Origin of the sequence: Algoriphagus ratkowskyi (assembly GCF_002150505.1) — a bacterium.
Lineage (GTDB): Bacteria > Bacteroidota > Bacteroidia > Cytophagales > Cyclobacteriaceae > Algoriphagus > Algoriphagus ratkowskyi.
This window is the reverse complement of sequence record NZ_MSSV01000014.1, coordinates 20,570-41,453: the sequence shown is the minus strand read 5'-3', so window position 1 is coordinate 41,453 and position 20,884 is coordinate 20,570. Positions and strand designations below refer to the sequence as shown.

Below are 20,884 nucleotides of genomic sequence, written 5' to 3'. Positions count from 1 at the left end.
AAAAGAGCCAGCCTGAAGGGCTGGGTTAAAGTTTATAATCCAGATAGATAAGCTTTGAAAGGGCGAAATACAAATTTAAAATCTTTAGTTAAAATTGATTTGGTCCATCTTGAAACATTTTACCTATGACCATTGTGAAACCTTCGTGCCTTTACGGTTAAAAACAAAAAAAGCGCAAATCCGAGGACTTGCGCTTTTGTATAAATTACGTTATAGCTTACTCGCTTTTAGCTGGAGCCAATGGCTTTGGAGTTTCTGCAAGCAAAATTTCTGGCTCACCAGGAAGTCTGATCAATGCTAGCCTTTCCATATACTCAATTTTCGTTGACTCAAATGCTAATTTGTTAGCTGACGAAATTGGCTCGGAAGGAGGGATCTTCTCACTCAGCCAATCTTCCTGCTTGCCATTCTTCCAGAATCTAAAGCAAAGGTGCGGGCCGGTTGCTAAGCCTGTGCTACCTACATATCCAATTACTTGGCCTTGTCTGATGCGAGCGCCTGGTTTGAGGCCTTTGGCTATTTTAGACATGTGCAAATACTGTGTAGTATAAGTACCATTGTGTTTGATCTTCACATAATTGCCATTAGCAGAACTGTATTTAGCATCTACGACTGTGCCTTCACCTACAGATCTAATTTCTGTACCAGTCGGTGCAGCGTAGTCAGTACCCAAGTGAGCTTTGTAACGCTTCTGAACAGGGTGAAATCTTTTGAGACTATACCTAGAGCTAATTCTAGAGTATTTGAGAGGATCTCTTAAAAATGCTTTTTTGAAGCTATCTCCATTTTGATCGAAGAAGGTTACTTCTCCATTTTGCTCAAAAGGAATCGCATAATATGGTACACTTTTGTGTTCAAAATAGGCTGTCTGAATACCTGAAACTCCGACAACTACTCCATCTATTACTTTCTCCTGATAAGTGACTTTGTATTTATCGCCTTTTTGCAAGGCTCCAAAATCAATAGACCAACCATACAAATCGGCAAACTGGTCAATGATGTCGTAAGTAACTCCCTGGCTAGTCATGTCAGCCGAAAGATTAGAGTTTATAATTCCTCCAGCTTCTTTGGTTCTAAATTCAGCTGGTTTCTCTGCTTTATAAATGTCGATAGAGTCTAGATTAAAAACTACATATTCAGCTGAATTTGGCTCGTAGATAAAATATGCTGCTTGGGACGAATCAGCTGGAGTGACAACGGTAAACTTCCTATTGGCTGCGATGCCTCTCACGTCGAAAATCTCCTTTGACTTCTTGGCGATTTGATCGATTATCTGATAAGGCACATTAAATGGTGCAAGAATAGAACCCAGAGTTTGATTTTTACTCACGGTACCTTCTACAATATTCAGCCCAGTGACGTTGATTCCGTAGAGGAAAACTTGACTTGCTAGGGAATCAAGCAAGGGTGGTTCAACTATCGCTGCTTCCTTTTCAGTTTGAAAAGGCAGGTCGAAAAATTGGAGTGAAGATGCTGCGCCAACAGTTATAACAAGTGTAGCAATTCCTATCCAGATCTTTTTCATTAATCTAATACTATTTGGGGGAGGATAAATTTAACTTAATCAAGCGAAAATGGGTTTTTTTTCCAAGTTTTGGGGTAAAAACCTTTGGATCTTTTCTTTCCAACTATCATACCAACGAATGGAACTCTTCTATTATTTCATAAAAAATTTTTTAAGTCAGGTTTATTAACGAATCCCCCTGAGTTGAATTTTCTTGAAGAATTCATTGCTTTTCCGTGAAAAATGGAAGTAAATGCTTGAAATTAATGCTAATCCTTCAATGATTCCTGTGTACTCACGGTCATTTCTTTATCTTTGACCTTCCAAAAAAATGAAATAAACATGCTGAGAACGCATACTTGTGGCGAACTACGCCTGGATCACGTAAATCAAGAAGTTACTCTTGCCGGCTGGGTACAGCGAGTGAGAAATAAAGGAGGTTTAATCTGGGTTGATCTTCGCGATCGATACGGAATGACCCAATTGATTTTTGAAGAGGATTCCAGCGAAAAAGCATTGTTGGAAAAAGCGGCTGAGCTAGGACGTGAGTTTGTAGTGCAGACTACTGGAAAAGTAATTGAGCGAAGTGCTAAAAACGATAAGATCCCAACTGGTTCTATAGAAATCAAAGTAACAACACTTGAGGTGTTGAATGCCGCCAAAGTACCTCCATTTAAGATCGAAGATGAGACAGACGGTGGCGAGGAGCTTCGGATGAAATATAGATACTTGGATCTTCGTAGAAATGTGATCCGGGAAAAGCTTCAATTGCGTCATAAAATGATGCAAGAGACGCGCAAATACATGGATGCGCAGGACTTCATCGAGGTGGAAACGCCTGTATTGATAAAGTCAACTCCAGAAGGAGCGCGTGACTTTGTCGTGCCTAGCCGTACAAATGCTGGTGAATTCTATGCATTGCCACAGTCACCACAGACCTTCAAGCAATTGCTGATGGTTTCTGGTTTTGATAGATATTTTCAGATCGTAAAGTGCTTCCGTGATGAGGATTTGAGAGCAGATCGTCAGCCTGAGTTTACTCAGATAGACTGCGAAATGTCTTTCGTAACTCAGGAGGATATTCTAAATACATTTGAAGGCTTGACTAAGCACTTGTTTAGCCAAGTAAAAGGAGTGGAGCTGGAAGAAGTGAAGCGTATGACCTATGCCGATGCCATGAAATATTATGGTAACGACAAGCCTGACCTTCGTTTTGATATGAAATTCGTGGAGCTGAATGAGTTGGCTCAAGGCAAAGGTTTCAGTATTTTTGATGGAGCAGAATTGGTAGTTGGGATTTGTGCCAAAGGAGCTGCAGAATATACGCGTAAGCAACTGGATGCATTGACTGAATGGGTAAAACGTCCTCAGATTGGTGCTAAGGGCATGATCTATGCCAAATACAATGCTGACGGTACGATCAAATCTTCTGTGGATAAATTTTATTCTGCAGATGATCTTCAGGATTGGGCAGATGCATTTGGAGCAAGTCAGGGAGACTTGATGCTGATCCTAAGCGGAGATGCTGATAAAGTGCGAAAGCAACTTTCAGAGCTTCGTTTGAAAATGGGTGAAGAGCTAGGGCTTCGTGATCGTACCATATTCAAACCACTTTGGGTGATGGACTTTCCATTGTTAGAGTGGGATGAAGAGACTTCACGATTCCATGCGATGCACCATCCATTTACATCTCCTAAAAAGGAAGATATGGCACTTTTGGATACTGATCCCGGAGCTGTAAGAGCAAATGCCTACGATTTGGTGATCAACGGGGTGGAGATCGGTGGAGGTTCTATTCGTATTCACGACCGTGCTACTCAGCAATTAATGTTCAAACATCTCGGATTCACAGAAGAAGAAGCACAGAAGCAATTTGGATTTCTGATGGAAGCTTTTGAATACGGAGCACCACCACACGGAGGTATTGCTTTTGGGTTTGATAGATTGTGTGCGATTTTCGGAGGATCTGATTCTATCCGTGATTACATCGCTTTCCCGAAAAACAACTCTGGAAGAGACGTGATGATCGATTCTCCAAGCAGCATTGCAGACGAGCAATTGAAAGAGTTATCTATTCAGTTAGCTATTAAGAAGTAGGGACGAAAAATCTTTCTCCCGATAACGAATAACCTTATTGTAAAGGCTGTTTCAGAGATGAGACAGCCTTTTTTTATGACAATTTCAAATGCTTCGATCTCGTGGTTTTGAATCTTTATTCTAAATCATGCACCTTGATATCGGACACATAAGGCCTCTCACAAAATAGGATAAGTCATACATGGTCTTGGCTTTTAATTAATCTCGTGAATAATAACCTAAAGGTCGGCAGAAATAGCTATGTGAAAGCTTGACGCAAGGTTTATTCAAATCCTAACTTGGTTTTTGTTCGTTATTGCAATTACATAGATTAAATAAAATAATAATAAACCTTAAAATGTTTCAAGAATTTAGGATGCCAAATTCACAGGGTTTATATTTTGAGGCTTCATATAGAAGTAAACAACTAGCATACGCTATTCAAACTTATTTCTATACTAGGCTGTTCGAGAGGCTAAGGCTCTTATCACCCAGATAATCACTGCCTAATTCCTATTAAAAATAAACTATATCTACAACTTTATGAGCACACAGATGAATATAACAAGAAGCTGGCGGGAACAAAAAGTAATGCTGAAACAGCGGTTTACCGTGCTAAATGATGCTGATTTCGAATTTATAGAGGGACAAAGAGAAGGAATGCTTAATCGACTCTCCCAAAAACTCCAAAAGACGAAAGAGGAGTTGCACCTGCTCTTTGCAGAATTGCAAACCTATTAAGTCTAATGGCTCTTGCACACCTGGCAGATGCCATAAAATATAAATTGAAGCACGCATGAAAAACTTAAAGTTCGATAAGACTGGAAGTGCAGAATTCTCTAAAATCTTAAGGTCTAGAGTAAATGCACATTTCAAAAATACAAAAACCTCCATTTATGGAGATAGGAGCATGGTAATCAAAACTATTATCATGCTTTCCGTATTCTTTATACCGTTAATTATGATGAGCACAGGGTTGATTTCCAGTCCTGCACTCATTTTTGCACTATACATCACCAGTGGATTAGGCATGGCTGGAGTCGGGATGGGAGTGATGCATGATGCGCTTCACGGCTCTTATTCAAAGAATAAGAAGGTGAATAAGTACGTCGGCTACAGTATGAACTTGATTGGTGCGAGTGCCAACGTATGGAAGATTCAACACAATGTTCTACATCATACCTACACCAATGTAGATGAAGGTGACGATGACATCAATACACCATTTTTCCTGCGTTTTACCCCAAATACTAAGCGTTATTGGATACACCGCTTTCAATATTTATACATCTGGTTTTTCTACGGGCTTTCTACAATATCATGGATTACTACCAAGGATTTCGTCAGAGTAAAAAGGTATAGAGACATGGGGTTTTTTAATAAAGAAGGAGAATACAACAAGGAAGTAATGAAAATTGCTGCGTGGAAGCTTCTCTACTATTCTTACGCGCTAGTCCTCCCCTTGATTATGATTCCGCTACCAGCTTGGATTATTATTCTGGCTTTTCTAAGTATGCATTTCGTGACTGGTATTTGTATAAGTCTTGTATTTCAGACAGCCCATATCGTACAAGATGCAGTTTTCCTGAAGCCAGACCAAGAAGGGCTTATTTCCAATGATTGGACAGTACATCAACTCGCCACCACAAGCAACTACGCCCCTCGAAGTAAGGTGTTCTCTTGGTTAATAGGGGGATTGAACTTTCAGGTAGAGCACCATTTGTTTCCAAATATCTGTCATATACATTACAGTAAGTTGTCCGAGATCGTGTCTGAAACTGCGAGGGAATTTAATGTCCCTTACCTAGTTAAGAAAACTTTTGTAGCTGCACTTTCGGATCATGTCAAAATGCTCCGCCAGCTTGGAAAGGCTTAAAAGTTACAAGTGTAAGAACTGGATCAGCGTCAGAACTTACATGTTTAAGCACTGCGGTTGACCTATTTATTTTGGAAGCTTAATCTTGATCATCACATACTCCAAGTATTATTGAGTTGATTGTGGCTCCTAAATAAGAGTGACTCAGTTTTTTTTCAAAGTAACTCTGGCTTAGCTCATCCTAGTCCTTGGATTTTAATGCAGTTTTCACTGCTTTTTGTTGGGTCTATGCCTACTAGAACGCTTCATTGTTGTAGGTCCAAGTTTAGACTTGTGCCTAAGCCGTTGAATTCATTCGAATACCACACCATTTACTTTTTGCCTCGTACAAATTCACTTCAACGTTGGCTGTAGAATATGTGACCTGATTCCCATCACGATCATTAATTGAGCAATAACGTATGTCCCCATTATGATGATACCAGCATCGGGAATAGGGTAATAAAATTTATCCAACGCGATAGTTGCATCCGAAATGAAGAAAAGAGATGCACCTATAAAAACTTGCCAAAAGGAAGCTGGATTACATTTCCCAAACCGTTCTCTAGCTACGGAAACCATGCTGAGAATGACGAGGATGTATATAATTACGGGAATCTTCATCGCGCCGAGATTAGGATTGGTTAAATAGAACACAAAAGCGGCAATGAAATAAACAGGCAGATTATAGAAAAATGTCTTAATAAAATTCACCTTGAGAGGTGTCTCTTGAGCTTTCTGTGCCACTCTAAACCCTATGATATAGCAAATATGCGCCATCAGAAAAGCCCCTAACCCATAAATAAAAAGACTATCCCACAAGAGTAGAATATCTCCAATCCAGGAAAAAATCAAAGCTCCAAGTATTGATTTTACGAGTAACGTTGAGGAGATAGGTCTGGTGATTTGATAGAAATAGGCTACTAAACCTAAAATAATCAGTGGCTTGGAGAATATTCTTAGCTCATTTTTTTGCTCTAGCATGAATGCGATATCTGTGAGCGAAGCAAACAAAAAGAGGTAAAGCCAAAGGATATTTTTTCTTTTCAATTAGATGATAATTTTGAGATGCAACTATACTGTGTAATATTAATTTGAATAGAGAGTTATTCCAGAATTATATCCTGTGAACTAACGTGGTATCAATATTCTGTATTTTCGCTATTTCTGAAATAATATTCTAAAATACAATCAGTTTTACAGGTAAGATGATGGAGAACCAATATTATTTGTGATTGGGACAGAATTTTATTCATGTTTCTATGTTAAGAAATAGTTAAAATTTGTGAAATTTGCAGGGTAAAACTTAACGGGCTGTATTAGTTCATCTATCCGGTCGATTTTACATTTGTAGGGAATATATTAAAACCAACTTATAACAAATCGTACAAATTATGAGGCAAAATTTACTTAAAAGTTTGATGTCACTCGTATTGGTAGCATTTGCTACTATTAGTGTTTCTCAAGCGCAAGTAACCACTAGTTCCGTAGTAGGGTTAGTGGTAGATGCAATTGGAGAGACACTTCCTGGTGCAAATGTAGTCGCTACTCACGAGCCATCAGGTACTCGTTACGGTGCAGTTACGAATTTGGACGGAAGATTTACTATTCCAAACATGAGAATAGGTGGTCCTTATACTATTCAGGTAAGCTTTATTGGATACCAAGCGTCTGCTTATGGCAACGTAGTTCTTAGATTAGGTGAGCCATATCAGCTTTCTGTTACGCTAAATGATGACAGCACTGAATTAGGCGAAGTGCTTATTTCCGGGGCAAGATCTTCTGAGTTTGATTCCAACAAGACGGGTACATCTACCAATATTTCAAATAAGCAGTTAACCGATCTTCCTCAAATTAGCAGATCTGTAACAGAATTTACACGTTTGACTCCTCAGGCTAACGGTACTTCCTTCGCAGGTCGTGATTCTAGATACAATAACCTTCAGGTTGATGGTGCTAATTTCAACAACGGATTTGGTTTAAGCGGTAATCCACTTCCAGGTGGTAATGCACAGCCTATTTCATTGGATGCCATCGAAGCAATCACAGTAAATATTGCTCCATTTGATGTGACGCAAAGTGGTTTTACTGGAGCTGGAATTAATGCGGTTACGCGAAGCGGTACTAATACTTTTACTGGATCTGCGTACTATTTCACAAAAAATCAGGATCTGCAGGGTAAGAAAATTGGAGACAATGAATTGGAGGCTGTAGATGCAGGGACTAAAAACTTTGGTTTTAGACTAGGTGGTCCGATCATCAAAAACAAACTTTTCTTCTTCGTCAATGCTGAAAGAGAAACTGAGTCTGGGGCAAATGCTTCTGGAACTAACCTATGGAGACCATCAGAAAATGGTGTTGCCGATGCTGAAAATAATATCACTAGAGTAAAAAGATCAGATCTGTTAGCAGTTCAAAGTCACTTGCGTGATGTTTGGGGATATGATCCAGGTAGATTCGAAGGCTATGCAAATGAGGCTGAACAGTTCAACACTAAGTTTCTTGCGAGAATAGATTGGAACATCAGTGACAAGCACAAGCTTGCCGTGAGATATAACCAAGTAGTTGGTATTTCTAATCAGGTAACTAACGGAAGCTCTGGTCCTAGACCAAGAACAACTAATGATGCCAACCGTGTGAGTCAAAACTCTATGTCATTTGAGAATTCAGCTTATGGTTTTGAAAACTCGGTGCGTTCCTTGACCGCTGAATTGAACTCTTTCTTCAGCCCAAAAATTTCTAATCAGTTTTTATTTACTTACTCCAAAATTCAGGATACTAGGAGTACGCCAAGTAGCCAGCTTTTCCCAATGGTGGATATTTTCGATTTTGGAATAGGTGATGGAACAAGAAATTACATGAGTTTCGGAACAGAATTATTCTCTTTCAACAACGACGTAATCAACGACAACTTCTCCTTTATCAATAATTTGACCTACATCGAAGGTCGCCATACCATCACTGCTGGTGCAGCATTTGAGGTACAGAAGTTTGGAAACAGCTTTACTAGAATGGGTACTTCTTACTATAGATATGCGACTGTTGAAGATTTCTTGTCTACTGGCACTCCGAATGAAGTAGCTCCGATTATGTTTGGTTTGACTTATCCATATGAAGGTCAAGAGACTTATTCCAGAGTAAACTTTGGCCTAGCATCACTTTATGCGCAAGATAAAATTGCAGTAAATGATAAACTGTCTGTAACTCTTGGATTGAGAGCGGAGCTTCCAATCTACATGAATGAGTTGACTCCAAACGAATCTATCAACGATCTCATTTTATTAGATCCTGCTGGACAACCTAAAAACTATGATTCAGGCAACTGGCCTAAGTCTAGAATTATGCTTTCTCCTCGTGCAGGATTCAATTATGACGTACTAGGTGATAGAAGCTTAATCCTAAGAGGTGGAACGGGTGTCTTTACAGGTAGAGTGCCTTTTGTATGGTTGACCAATATGCCTACCGGTGCAGGAGTTCTTCATAACACGATCGAGCCAGGTAGTTACGGAGAAGTAGCACCTTGGATTGGCAACTTAACTTTCCAGCCAGAGCGTTATTACTATGTGAACAATCCTCCAGCGGGAGGTGAAAGTGTATTCATCTCAAGCCCTAAAGCAGGAGCTCCTGGTTCATTTGCTTTAGTTGACAGAGAATTTAGAATGCCATCTGTATGGAGATCTAGCTTAGGTGCAGATTACCAGTTGGGCAACTCGCCATTTGTATTAACTACTGACATCTTGTATACAAGAGATATCAATGCAGCCTTCCAGTTTGGAGCGAATAGAAAAGAATCTCCAAATAAGATGAACTATGTTGAAGGAGATGATAGAGAAATCACTTTACAAAATAGCGATATTCAATACAATTCTAATATAGGTGCAAACAATGCAACTATCCTGACTAACACAGATTTAAAAGGGTATGCATTCAGTGCTACCGCCGGTTTAATGGTTCCTGATTACAATGGTATTTCTGGAAGTGTCTATTATACCTACTCAGAAGCAAAGGAAGTGAGTGCAAACTCTGGTTCTTCTGCTAACTCTGCTTGGGGTGCTAGTCCAAACATCAATAGCCCTAACGAGCAGATGCTGAACATCTCCAACTTCGCTACTCCACATAGAGTTGTTGCTAACGTAGCTTACAGATTAGAATACGGAAATTATTTTGCTACTTCAGTTGGCGTTTATTATAATGGATCGAATCAAAGTAGATTCTCTTACACCTATGGTAACGACTTCAATGGCGATGGTATCAATGCTGATCTATTATTCATACCAGAGACTACTAGCAGTCTGAACTTCAAGGAAATTCCTGGTTCTAATGGCTCAAGCCCTATCACAGCCGCGCAACAAGCTGCAGCTTTTGACAAGTTTGTAGCTGGAAATGACCTAGAACAATATAGAGGACAGTATGTGCCAAGAAACGCATTTGTTACTCCATGGTTGAACAGATTCGACGTGAGAGTACTTCAGGATATCTTCACTAACATCGGTGAAAGAAGAAATACTATTCAGGTGAGTTTGGATATTGTGAACTTTGGAAATTTGCTGAATAGCGACTGGGGAATTCAGGAGAACCTAAACGGATCTCAAAACCTGCTTTCTCGAACTGAAAGAAACGCTACTCAGACACCTACCTTTAACATGAACAGAGTTTCTGGTGAATTGCCATCTACTCCTTTTCAAAATGCAAGTAATTTCGGTACCACCTGGAGCATGCAGTTTGGTTTAAGATATATATTCTAAGAAAAGAAGTAATTTCATTTTAAAAGCATCCCTCTAAAGGGGATGCTTTTTTTGTTATAAGTCTAGCATCAGTTACTTTCGAAATTATTTATTGAGTCGCTATGGGAAAATTATCACTATTTTAGTTACTGATTTCAGGACTGTCATTTACCTCTTTTGCGCAGACAGATTTTTTAATTTTGAAGAATGCCGATGTTATTAAAGTGGCTATTATAAGTAGGACAAAGGTGTTCTAATAACAAAGCAGACTAGAAAAATCAAACTAAACTCGGAATCCTAATTGAGGATATTTATTCTAAAAATTCTGGAGAAGGAGTGGTTGGTACTGAACTTAATCTTTATGGCATAGCCGATTTGAACCTATTGACTAATATTATGGCGTATTCAAGTTTTTCAGAATAAAATAGATTTCATAAGGATTTTGAGTATGATATTTAGATAGATTTCTTTTCTGACTATTATGTTAAATTAGGAACTATCGAAAATTTTGATAATCAGCCAATTACTGGTGCTATTAAGCTCGCTTATGTATTTCAGATTACTTTGGGCTGGAAATTATAGAAAACAGAACTTAAATAAGAACATCAGCTTAATCAATGATGTCGAGCCTTTTTCTTTCAGTATCCTGTATTTTTCCCATTGATAGTAGGGATTTGCCTTTAGTAAGTATTATTGCTTTTTCCGGAATAAAGTGAGTTATTTTTGTATTCCGACAACCTTATTAAAGGCGTACTGGTTAACCTAACATGCTGTATTACAAAATATTTTCTCATTCGGTGAGTAAGGAATGGGTCGTGTTTATACATGGGGCTGGAGGATCCTCTGCGGTCTGGTTTAAGCAGTTGAAGGATTTTAGAGAAAAGTACAATCTTCTCTTGATTGATCTTCGTGGCCATGGTAAGTCTGCTGATCTTCCTCAGGCTATATATAACGAGGAATATACTTTTGAAGGAGTAACAACCGATGTAATTGAGGTGTTGGATCATCTGAATCTTCCACCTGCACATTTTATGGGCGTGTCATTAGGAACGATCATAGTTCGGCAATTGGCGGAGTTAGAGCGATGGAGAGTTAAATCGCTTGTGATGGCAGGTGCGGTGACCAGATTGACTACTCAATCGAGGGTTTTGGTTTTCTTAGGGAGTACTTTTAAACGGGTGATCCCATATATGTGGCTTTATAAATTGTTCGCGTTTGTGATCATGCCCAGAAAGCAGCATTCGGAATCAAGAAATCTGTTTGTCAGAGAAGCTCAAAAACTCTGTCAGAAAGAATTTATACGATGGTTTCAATTGACAAAGGACATCAATCCTTTGCTCAGTTATTTTAAAGAATCTGATCTTGGTATTCCTACCTTATATGTGATGGGAGATCAGGATGTGATGTTTTTGGAGCCGGTAAAGAAAATAATTAAAACGCATAAACATTCAGTATTGAATATTTTAAAGAAATGTGGCCACGTAGTGAACGTCGAAAAACCGGAGGAATTTAATCAGCTATCACTCGCATTTCTCAAAAAACAAATCTAAAAAGCCCTTTACTTTTCTCTTGAAAGCTATCCAAGGAAAAAAGTGTAGCAAGAATAAACAGATGAAAAAACAAACCAAAACCTTATTGATCATTGCGGTAATTGTGATCGTAGCGGCTGCCTATTTTTATCCAAGACTTGAATCTCGCAAAAGCAATGATTCAGCTGTTAATTCCGCTGGCGCTGGTTCTGGTGCTCCTTCTAGTTTACCCGTTAAAGTCGTGAAACTGGAGAGAGAAACACTAAGAAATCAGCTGTCAGTGACGGGTACAATTCAGCCGAACGAGTCTGTCGATCTGAGAACTGAAATCCAAGGATTGATTACAAAAATTTCCTTTAAAGAAGGTCAATTTGTAAGTAAAGGAACACCTTTACTTTACTTAAACGACGATGAGTTGCAGGCACAGTTTCAGAGACTTCAGTATACGCAGAAGCTTTTTGAAAGCCAGGAAAATAGACAAAAACAACTTTTGGCTCGTGAAGCAATCAGCCAGGAAGAATACGATATAGTTTTAAATCAATACAATACTACACTTTCAGATTTGAAACTGGTAGAAGCCCAATTGTCGAAAACGGTTATTAGAGCCCCTTTCAACGGGATTTTGGGTTTGAGACAAGTTAGTGAAGGATCTGTAATTGGAACAAATGATATCATAGCAAACTTTGTAAATATTGATCCGATCAAAATAGAGTTTTCCATTCCTGAGCGCTATGCTAATATGGTATCAGTGGGGTCTCCTATTTATTTTTCTAATGAATCATCTCCTGAGGAAGTTATGGGGAAAGTGTATGCGTTTGAGCCTCAGATCGATGCTGCGACACGTACATTGAAGCTTCGTGCAGAAAGTCCAAATAAAGAAAGGAAGTATTTGCCGGGAATGTTCGTTAGAATTCGTTTTGTATTGGGAGAGACAGAAAATGCTTTGATGGTACCTTCTGAATCTATTGTCCCAGAATTACAAGGCTATAAAGTTTTCGTAGTTGGTGCTGATAACAAAGCGGAGGAGCGCAAAGTAGAAATCGGTACTCGTACAGATACTCACGTTCAAATCATTAGTGGTCTTGATGTAGGAGATCTGGTGCTCACCACTGGTGTTCTGCAAGCAAAAACGGGATCTCCTGTTGAATTCACTCAAATCAATTAAGATGGCGAGTTTATCTAGTATAAGTATCAACAGGCCAGTTTTGGCCATCGTAATGTCTCTGGTCATTATACTTTTTGGTGCCATCGGCATTTCTATGTTAGGTATCAGAGAATTTCCTAGTGTAGATCCCCCAGTGATAAATGTGCGAACCTCCTACGTTGGGGCAAATGCCGATGTTATTGAGGCGCAGATCACCGAGCCTTTGGAAGAAGCTATAAATAGTATTCAAGGCATCAAATCCCTGACTTCTACCTCTAATGATGGAGGTAGTAGTATAACAGTGGAATTTGATGTGGGTGCAGATTTGGAAGCGGCAGCAAATGACGTGCGTGATAAAGTTTCTGGTGCACAACGAAATCTTCCTCCCGATGCAGATCCTCCGGTCGTTTCAAAAGCCGATGCAGATTCCCAGCCTATCATATTTTTGAATGTAAAAAGTGATGAAAGAAGCCTGTTGGATCTCTCAGATATCGCAGAGAATATTTTCAAAGAAAGACTTCAAACAATTCCTGGAGTAAGCAGAATACAGATTTGGGGAGAAAAAGAATATGCAATCCGCCTGCGAATGGACCCGCTCAAAATGGCCTCTTACGGAGTTACGCCACTGGATATACTCTCCAAAGTGCAAAGTGAAAATGTTGAATTGCCTTCAGGAAGAATAGAAGGCGAGACCATTGAACTTTCAGTACGGACAAAAAGTAGATTGAGTACGCCTCAGGAATTCAATGATTTGATTATCAAAGAAGATCAGAATAATATTGTTCGTTTTCAGGATGTAGGCAAAGCTGAGTTAGCTGCATTGAATGAGCGTAGTATTTTAAAGCGAGATGGAGTACCCATGGTTGGGGTAGTCTTAGTGCCATTGCCTGGTTCTAATAGTATTGAAATCGCGGATGAGTTTTACCGTAGATTGGAGTTCATCAAAAAGGACTTACCAGCAGATGTTGGTCTTGAAATAGGTTTTGATACTACCAAATATATCCGTAGTTCTATCTCTGAAGTTCAAGAGACTATTATCACCGCATTTGTCTTGGTAGTAGCAATTATCTTCCTGTTTCTAAGGGATTGGCGCACGACATTCATTCCTGTACTGACTATTCCTATTTCCTTGATAGGGGTATTTTTTATCATGTATTTGATGGATTTCTCGATCAACGTATTGACTTTATTGGGAATTGTCCTCTCGATTGGACTCGTGGTCGATGACGCAATTGTGGTATTGGAGAATATTTACTCTAGAATAGAAAAAGGAGAAGAGCCAGAAAAAGCAGCAGCACAAGGTTCTGAAGAAATATTTTTTGCAGTTATCGCAACTACAGTGGCGCTAGCAGCGGTATTCCTTCCGGTTATATTTTTGACAGGAACAACGGGACGTCTCTTCCGAGAGTTTGGAATCGTAGTAGCAGGGGCAGTGATTATTTCCTCTTTTGTGGCTTTGACGATGACTCCTATGTTGAGTTCTAAGCTTTTGAAAAAAAGAGAAAAGCACAACCGTTTTTATATGTTTACTGAGCCTGGATTCGTATGGATCAATAACAAGTATGATTCAGCGCTGTCATGGTTTATGCAATTTCGCTGGGTATCCTTCCTATTGGTAGGAATGATGGGCTTCGGAATCTATTGGCTGTTCAATGAAATACCTACTGAATTAGCACCGACAGAAGATCGAGGCGAAATCGTAATACGAATGAGCGGCCCCGAAGGAGCTACATTTGGTTACATGGATCGAGTGATTGATCAAATGGTAGAAGATTTTAAGGCTCATTTTCCTAAAGAAGAAGTTAAAGGATTAGTATCTGTTACCTCACCAGGCTTTGGTTCATCAAGTACTAACTCAGGTTTTGTCCGATTCATTCTTACAGATGCGGAAAATAGGGAAAAGACCCAAGGCCAATATTTCAATGAGATAAATGAGAAGCTAAAGAGTTATACTGGAGTAAAGGCTTTTGCTTCTCAAGCTCAATCCATTGGCAATAGCCGTGGTGGTCTGCCTGTGCAATATGTGTTGCAAGCTCCCACCCTGGATAAGTTGAAAGAGGTAATTCCGACTTTTATGGAAGAGGTAGGTAAAAGTCCTGTATTTATTTTCTCTGACATCAACTTAAAGTTTACTAAACCAGAGCTGGAGATCGAAATAGATCGAGAAAAAGCGAGAAATATTGGGGTTTCTATTCAGGAAATTGCCAGAACACTTCAATTATCTTACTCAGGACAGCGATTTGCTTACTTCATCAAGAATGGCAAGCAGTATCAAGTGGTGGGTGAAATGAGACTTGAAGATAGAAATGAGCCACTTAACCTACGTATGCTTTATGTACGTGCTGAAAATGGTACATTAGTACAATTAGATAATTTGGTCACTGTCACAGAGAACAGTACTCCACCGCAATTATACAGATTCAATCGCTTCGTAGCAGGAACAGTTTCCGCCAACCTTGCCGAAGGATATACAATTGGAAAAGGATTAGAAGAAATGGATCGGATTGCCGCTGAAGTTTTAGATGATTCGTACACCACTGATGTATCGGGTCCCTCTAAGGAATTCCGAGAGAGTTCAAACAGTTTACTATTTGCATTTATATTCGCTTTAGTATTGATTTATCTGGTGCTTTCTGCACAGTTTGAAAGCTTTTTGGATCCACTTACGATCATGTTTACTGTGCCATTGGCACTCTTCGGTGCTTTATTCACACTTTGGATATTTGATTTTACATTAAACATCTTTAGTCAGATCGGTATAATCATGCTGATAGGCTTGGTGACGAAAAATGGTATTTTGATTGTGGAATTTGCAAATCAGAGAAAAGCTATGGGCATGACAGTTCATGAGGCAATTTATGGTGCTGCTGTAGCCAGATTCCGACCGATTTTAATGACTAGTTTGTCCACAATCTTGGGGATTTTGCCTATCGCACTAGGTTTAGGAGCTGGAGCTGAAAGTCGTGTTCCGATGGGAGCTGCCGTTATTGGTGGCTTAGCGTTCGCAACTATCTTGACGCTATTTGTAATCCCATCTATTTACACTTATCTCACTTCCAAAGAAGGAAGATTAGCCAGAATTTAATGAAAAACCTTAGCCTATTGCTCTTTTTGAGCATTTTTGGAACAAGCGTGTACGCCCAAAGTAATGAGTCTCTGGATTTGGAGAAGGCCATTCAACTTGGACTTGAGAATAATCTGCAAATAAAAATGGCAGTGGAAACTGTTACACTCCGTGAAGGAGATGAAAAAATTGGTAGTGGAGATCTCTTCATGCCACGTGTGGATGCTACTTACTTGAGAAGTTTCAGCAAAGAAGATGTAGAGCAGAAATTCCTCAATGATCCTGAGCCACGAATGATCAATGATGCAAGATCGAGAAATGAAAACTTTTCTGTCGCGGCTATTTATGGATTCAGGCCCGAAAGTTTTGTAATAATGAAGCGATTGGGGCAGCTTACCGAGATCTCAGAGCTAGAAACAAAAGTAGTTGTTGAAAACACAGTTGCAGGTATATCTTCCGCCTATTATAGATTAGTACTTGAGCTACAACGATACGAAGTTTTAAAAACTACTTTAGAACTTAGTCAGTCTAGGTTGGATATTGCCAAGGCACAGTACGAATTGGGTGGGGCGGGAAAACGTGATTTCCTTACTGCTCAAGTTGATTACAATTCTGATTTGACGATGTTACTCACGCAAGATCAGGTGATTCAAAATGCGCGTGTGAACTTGAATGAGCTGATGGCTTTGGATCCTGGCAGTAGCTTCACAGTAAAAGACACCATCTTGATAGGTGATCCGCTCTACTTGATGGACTTAGAAGAAAATGCTTTCACTGATAACAAGGACCTGTTGATCGCACAACGGGCAGAAAATGTCGCATTTCTTCAAATGAAGGAATTGAGAATATCTAGATTGCCGGTTTTAAATTTGAATGGAAATTATGTCAATAATACCTCTAATTCAGACGCGGGCTTTTTAATTCAAAATCAACGTCAAGGATTTAATGGAGGTGGAAATATCACTATTAATCTTTTTAACGGGTTGACATTAAACCGTAGAATTCAAAATGCTAGGGTTCAAGAGAAAATTCAATCTTATGCTACCGACCAGCTTGGAATACAGTTGAAATCAGATATTCATCGTTCTTACAATACCTACCTGACCAATAAGAATCTTTTGGAAGTGGAAAAGAAGAATTACGAAACCGCGAAAGAAAGTACAGATATTGCCTTGGAGCGGTTTAGGTTAGGAATCTCATCCTACCTTGAATTTCGAGATGCACAGGTCAATTTGTTGACAGCGCAGAATAGATTAATCACATCTATTTTCAATATCAAGGAGCAGGAAATAGAATTAAGAAGACTTTCAGGAAAGATATTTTTTGAAAATAGTTTAGAAAGCTTTGAGTTGACGTCAGAAGATTAATAGCTAAATGAGGGCTAATTTAGTAGCCTTCACTTTTTTATTTGCTTTTTTTAACAGATGTATTTATTTTATTTTGGCATAACATTTGCCAATTGGCTTTTCGTAACATCCAGAGTCTGACGGCTCTAGTGAATGAAAAAAGCGATAATTTTATTTTCTTCCATATTAATACTTCTACTTTTCGGTGTGCAATGCACTTTTATAGAGAAGAATTTCGGCTCTATCGCCAAAGAGGATACCTACCTGCTTGACCTTCAAGGCATCCAAAATCGTGGATTTATTCGCGCAGCAGTGGATAATAATTCGACGGGGTATTACATATACCGTGGACGAAGAATGGGCTACGAGTATGAACTCCTGCGGGATCTTGCTAAACGTCTGAATGTTCAATTGCATCTCGTAATGGTTTCTGAAATAGATGTTGCATTTGATTACCTGCATGAAGGCAAGGTGGATGTGATTGCAATGAATCTTGAAAAGAATCTAGAAAGATCTGAGAAAGCTTCTTTTTCTCTTCCTTTAGGCAAAATGAGTACAGTGCTTGTTGGCAATGAATCATCGGGTAAGATCACTTCTTGGGATCAATTAAAAACTGACACAATTTACGTACGTGAAGGCGCTGTTTACAAGACTCAGCTTTGCGCTTTAAAGGATTCGCTACAGTTAAATTACACAGTAATTACTTCGCCTGATCACGAAGAAACATTGATTGATAAAGTAATAGAAGGGAAGATAAAATGGACTATTGCCGACCAGAATATTGCTCGTGTTAATGCTACTTATTACGAAGGACTGGATATTTCATGGAAGGTTCAACAAGAAAATGATGTATCGTGGGTCGTACGTCAGAATTCCCCTAAGCTTTTAGCTTCCTTAGATACTTGGCTTTCAGATAAGCAGAAGAGATTTATTCCTGATGTCTATGCGAAGTATTTTTTGAATTCCAAAAACAGTTACTTCAGAACAAATAGTCCATTTTCATCTCTAGCTGGAAATCAAATTTCTGTTTACGATGATATCATTAAGGATGGAGCTGAACAATTAGGTTGGGATTGGAGATTACTTGCTTCACTCGTTTATAAAGAATCTAGGTTTGATACAGTGGCGACTTCTTATGCTGGAGCAAGAGGTTTGCTGCAATTGATGCCAGTGACCTTAGAGAGATTTGGCGTACAGAACCCAGATGATCCAAGTGAGTCATTGATGGGTGGTGTTCGCTATTTGAGATACTTGGATAAGTTCTGGATGGAAAGAGTGCCAGATACTTCAGAGCGCCTGAAATTTGTCTTAGCATCTTACAATATCGGTCACGGGCATGTGGAAGATGCCTGGAGATTAACCTTGAAATTTGGGGAAAATACCCAGACTTGGGCAGATGTTTCCAAATTCTTGGAGCTAAAAAGCGATCCAGACTATTACCAGGATCCTATTGTGAAAAGCGGCTTTGCCAAAGGTCATCTGGCAGTCAACTACGTCAAAGACGTGATGAGCGTATTCGAATCTTACAAAGCACTTGTGCATCCTTAAAAGGAAAGCCGGATTTGAAGAATCCGAGTAATTTTTGCATGAAGCCCTGGTCTGTGTCTCCACAGACCAGGAAATTACCATTTTCAATCCCGAGGTCTCTGTCCTCACAGACCTCGGGATTTTCTATGCTTCCTCGTGAAGCTCAAACATCGCTTCTACTTCAACTGGGATATTACCAGGTAGCGAACCCATTCCTACAGCTGATCGTACGCCTATACCATTTTCTTCACCCCAAACCTGTGCGAATAACTCACTGCATCCATTGATGATGTAGGGGTGCTTTTCAAAAGTAGAGATGCAATTCACCATTCCAAGCACTTTGATCACTCGCTTCACGCGATCTAGCGAGCCAAGATTTGCTTTAATTGTTGCAAGCATTGCCAGTCCCACCTGTCTAGCAGCTAATTTGCCGTGTTCTTGATCCATATCCTCGCCAATTCTACCAAGAATCAGGGTTCCGTCAGCTTGTACCGTGCCATGACCTGAGAGATAAAGGTATTTGCCATCAATCAAGCATGGCTTATACACGCCTAGTGGTTTCGGTGCTGGGGGAAGCGTTAGACCAAGTTTAGAAAAATTGTTTTCTGGGGTTTCCATAATTATATTATTGTTTTACTTGATTCTCTGAAACAGAGAGGTATTGTTTAAATAAATCTGGGTGATTTTTTTAGCTTCATGAAAGGCGATGTGTGTCTCCACTGACCAAAAGAAAAGCACTTTTACTTTATACAAAAATATCCAAGAGTAGGACCCCACCCAAGCCGGCTAATGCTACAATGGTTTCCATGACCGACCAGGATTTGATGGTATCTTTGATGCTTACGTTGAAAAACTCCTTGTACATCCAGAAGCCAGCATCGTTGAAGTGGGAGAACATCAAGCTTCCCGCTCCGATGGAAAGTACCAAAAGATTTGGATCCACATTCATAGTAGTTACCAGAGGAGCGATGATGCCAGCAGTGGTTAGTCCAGCAACAGTAGCTGAGCCCACGCATACACGTATGATTGCGGTAATAACCCAGGCCAGAATCAAAGGATGAATATCCCAACTTTGCAATCCTTCAGCGATCACCATGCTGACTCCTGTGTCAGTAAAGATTTGCTTCAAGGCACCCGCTCCTGCTACGATCAATAAAATCATCGCAATGTCCTTGGTCGCCACAGTATATAGATCCATGATTTGCCTCATGGTGAATTTGCGTTTTAGACCAAGTGTGTACGTGGCAATTAGCACTGAAACCAACATCACGATTCCCGGATCAGCTACGAAGTGAATGAAAGGAGCAAGAGGACTTTCTTCAGCTATATTGAGATTGAGTGCCGTGGTTCCCACCAATAATACGACTGGAAGTAAAGCCGTAAAAAAACTATTAGCAGTAGAAGGAAGCTCAGATTCAGGTTTTATCTCTGCCTGAAAAGTCTTCAGCGGTTCCGCCTTCATATTTTTCAGAGTTCTTGCGAAAATAGGTCCTGCCAGCGCAATGGTAGGAATAGCAATCAGAAAACCGTAGAATAAAGTCAAACCCATATTTGCATCAAACTGTGCTACCAAAGCTGCTGGCGATGGATGTGGAGGCAAAAACCCATGCGTCACAGAAAGTGCTGCCAACAGAGGAATGCCTACATAGACAGCTGAGATTTTATACTGATACGCTACTGTGAAGGCCAACGGGACTAACAGGACGAAGCCTACATTATAGAACAAAGGAATACCCACCACTAACCCAGTGATAGCCATGGCCCAGGTGATGCGTTTTTCGCCAAAGACTTTCATCAGAAAACCAGCGATTCGCTGCGCAGCACCACTTTCGGCGACAAGCTTACCGAGCATCGCGCCCATCACGATTACGATGACCAAGTCACCTAATAGTACGCCCATTCCCCGCTGCACAGAGCCAGCGATCTGGTCTGCGGGAAGTCCCAAAAGGAAACCAGCTGCAATGGAGGAAATCAGAAAAGCTAAAAAAGGATTGAGCTTGGCCCAGACGATCAGAAGCACCAGGATGGCAATACTGAGCAAGACAAGAAGAATGGTCATCGATTGAGGTTGGGTTTAGCTGGCTAAGATAAAAAAAATGAGATAAAGTGTATTTC

The 20,884-nt window shown here is 39.8% G+C and carries 13 protein-coding genes; 9 read left to right on the top strand and 4 right to left on the bottom strand.

Annotated features, from left to right (window positions below; genetic code table 11):
• Window positions 1–217: 217 nt before the first annotated feature.
• Complete coding sequence (locus BVH02_RS14115; protein ID WP_086502106.1) at window positions 218–1,525, bottom strand: peptidoglycan DD-metalloendopeptidase family protein; 1,308 nt, start codon at window positions 1,523–1,525, stop codon at window positions 218–220.
• A gap of 321 nt (window positions 1,526–1,846) precedes the next feature.
• Here BVH02_RS14115 and aspS point away from each other — a divergent pair, with 321 nt between their 5' ends.
• The 3 genes from aspS (at window position 1,847) to BVH02_RS14100 (ending at window position 5,456) form a co-directional block, all read left to right on the top strand.
• Entirely contained in the window at window positions 1,847–3,601 is a 1,755-nt protein-coding gene (aspS, locus tag BVH02_RS14110) for an aspartate--tRNA ligase (RefSeq protein WP_086502105.1), read from the top strand.
• Window positions 3,602–4,123: 522 nt separating this feature from the next.
• Window positions 4,124–4,321: a hypothetical protein gene (locus tag BVH02_RS14105; RefSeq protein WP_205635738.1), complete on the top strand. Its 198-nt coding sequence runs from the start codon at window positions 4,124–4,126 to the stop codon at window positions 4,319–4,321.
• 55 nt (window positions 4,322–4,376) lie between these two features.
• Window positions 4,377–5,456 (top strand): fatty acid desaturase family protein, encoded by a 1,080-nt coding sequence (locus BVH02_RS14100; RefSeq protein ID WP_169712844.1) that lies wholly within the window; start codon window positions 4,377–4,379, stop codon window positions 5,454–5,456.
• Window positions 5,457–5,789: 333 nt separating this feature from the next.
• On the opposite strand, the gene BVH02_RS14095 is transcribed toward BVH02_RS14100, so the two are convergent.
• On the bottom strand, window positions 5,790–6,485 hold the full coding sequence (locus BVH02_RS14095; RefSeq protein ID WP_086502104.1) for a lysoplasmalogenase: 696 nt from the start codon (window positions 6,483–6,485) through the stop codon (window positions 5,790–5,792).
• A 344-nt stretch (window positions 6,486–6,829) separates the two neighbouring features.
• On the opposite strand from BVH02_RS14095, the gene BVH02_RS14090 reads away from it, so the two are divergent.
• The 6 genes from BVH02_RS14090 (at window position 6,830) to BVH02_RS14065 (ending at window position 18,790) form a co-directional block, all read left to right on the top strand.
• Window positions 6,830–10,180, top strand: a complete 3,351-nt coding sequence (locus tag BVH02_RS14090; protein WP_086502103.1) for a TonB-dependent receptor — start codon at window positions 6,830–6,832, stop codon at window positions 10,178–10,180.
• A 746-nt stretch (window positions 10,181–10,926) separates the two neighbouring features.
• Window positions 10,927–11,709, top strand: coding sequence for an alpha/beta fold hydrolase (locus tag BVH02_RS14085; RefSeq protein WP_086502102.1), 783 nt, complete (start codon window positions 10,927–10,929; stop codon window positions 11,707–11,709).
• A 61-nt stretch (window positions 11,710–11,770) separates the two neighbouring features.
• Window positions 11,771–12,853 carry an efflux RND transporter periplasmic adaptor subunit gene (locus tag BVH02_RS14080; RefSeq protein ID WP_086502193.1) on the top strand — a complete coding sequence of 361 codons (1,083 nt, stop codon included), beginning with the start codon at window positions 11,771–11,773 and terminating at the stop codon, window positions 12,851–12,853.
• 1 nt (window position 12,854) lies between these two features.
• The gene (locus tag BVH02_RS14075; protein ID WP_086502101.1) at window positions 12,855–15,917 is read left to right on the top strand and encodes an efflux RND transporter permease subunit; all 3,063 of its coding nucleotides are present in this window, start codon (window positions 12,855–12,857) and stop codon (window positions 15,915–15,917) included.
• Window positions 15,917–17,263: a TolC family protein gene (locus BVH02_RS14070; RefSeq protein WP_086502100.1), complete on the top strand. Its 1,347-nt coding sequence runs from the start codon at window positions 15,917–15,919 to the stop codon at window positions 17,261–17,263. Before BVH02_RS14075 ends, BVH02_RS14070 begins: the two co-directional genes overlap by 1 nt.
• 132 nt (window positions 17,264–17,395) lie before the next feature.
• Window positions 17,396–18,790 carry an MltF family protein gene (locus tag BVH02_RS14065; RefSeq protein ID WP_086502099.1) on the top strand — a complete coding sequence of 465 codons (1,395 nt, stop codon included), beginning with the start codon at window positions 17,396–17,398 and terminating at the stop codon, window positions 18,788–18,790.
• Between the two features lie 123 nt (window positions 18,791–18,913).
• Here BVH02_RS14065 and BVH02_RS14060 read toward each other — a convergent pair whose 3' ends face one another.
• Both BVH02_RS14060 and BVH02_RS14055 read right to left on the bottom strand, forming a co-directional pair.
• Window positions 18,914–19,387: a RidA family protein gene (locus tag BVH02_RS14060; protein ID WP_086502098.1), complete on the bottom strand. Its 474-nt coding sequence runs from the start codon at window positions 19,385–19,387 to the stop codon at window positions 18,914–18,916.
• A 127-nt stretch (window positions 19,388–19,514) separates the two neighbouring features.
• Entirely contained in the window at window positions 19,515–20,828 is a 1,314-nt protein-coding gene (locus BVH02_RS14055; protein ID WP_086502097.1) for a gluconate:H+ symporter, read from the bottom strand.
• Window positions 20,829–20,884: the final 56 nt, after the last annotated feature.

What these genes read in the sequence shown, in the direction of transcription:
- BVH02_RS14115 (WP_086502106.1), bottom strand. Translation starts at nt 1,525, where the DNA reads ATGAAAAAGATCTGGATAGGAATTGCTACACTTGTTATAACTGTTGGC.
- aspS (WP_086502105.1), top strand. Translation starts at nt 1,847, where the DNA reads ATGCTGAGAACGCATACTTGTGGCGAACTACGCCTGGATCACGTAAAT.
- BVH02_RS14105 (WP_205635738.1), top strand. Translation starts at nt 4,124, where the DNA reads ATGAGCACACAGATGAATATAACAAGAAGCTGGCGGGAACAAAAAGTA.
- BVH02_RS14100 (WP_169712844.1), top strand. Translation starts at nt 4,377, where the DNA reads ATGAAAAACTTAAAGTTCGATAAGACTGGAAGTGCAGAATTCTCTAAA.
- BVH02_RS14090 (WP_086502103.1), top strand. Translation starts at nt 6,830, where the DNA reads ATGAGGCAAAATTTACTTAAAAGTTTGATGTCACTCGTATTGGTAGCA.
- BVH02_RS14085 (WP_086502102.1), top strand. Translation starts at nt 10,927, where the DNA reads ATGCTGTATTACAAAATATTTTCTCATTCGGTGAGTAAGGAATGGGTC.
- BVH02_RS14080 (WP_086502193.1), top strand. Translation starts at nt 11,771, where the DNA reads ATGAAAAAACAAACCAAAACCTTATTGATCATTGCGGTAATTGTGATC.
- BVH02_RS14075 (WP_086502101.1), top strand. Translation starts at nt 12,855, where the DNA reads ATGGCGAGTTTATCTAGTATAAGTATCAACAGGCCAGTTTTGGCCATC.
- BVH02_RS14070 (WP_086502100.1), top strand. Translation starts at nt 15,917, where the DNA reads ATGAAAAACCTTAGCCTATTGCTCTTTTTGAGCATTTTTGGAACAAGC.
- BVH02_RS14065 (WP_086502099.1), top strand. Translation starts at nt 17,396, where the DNA reads ATGAAAAAAGCGATAATTTTATTTTCTTCCATATTAATACTTCTACTT.
- BVH02_RS14060 (WP_086502098.1), bottom strand. Translation starts at nt 19,387, where the DNA reads ATGGAAACCCCAGAAAACAATTTTTCTAAACTTGGTCTAACGCTTCCC.
- BVH02_RS14055 (WP_086502097.1), bottom strand. Translation starts at nt 20,828, where the DNA reads ATGACCATTCTTCTTGTCTTGCTCAGTATTGCCATCCTGGTGCTTCTG.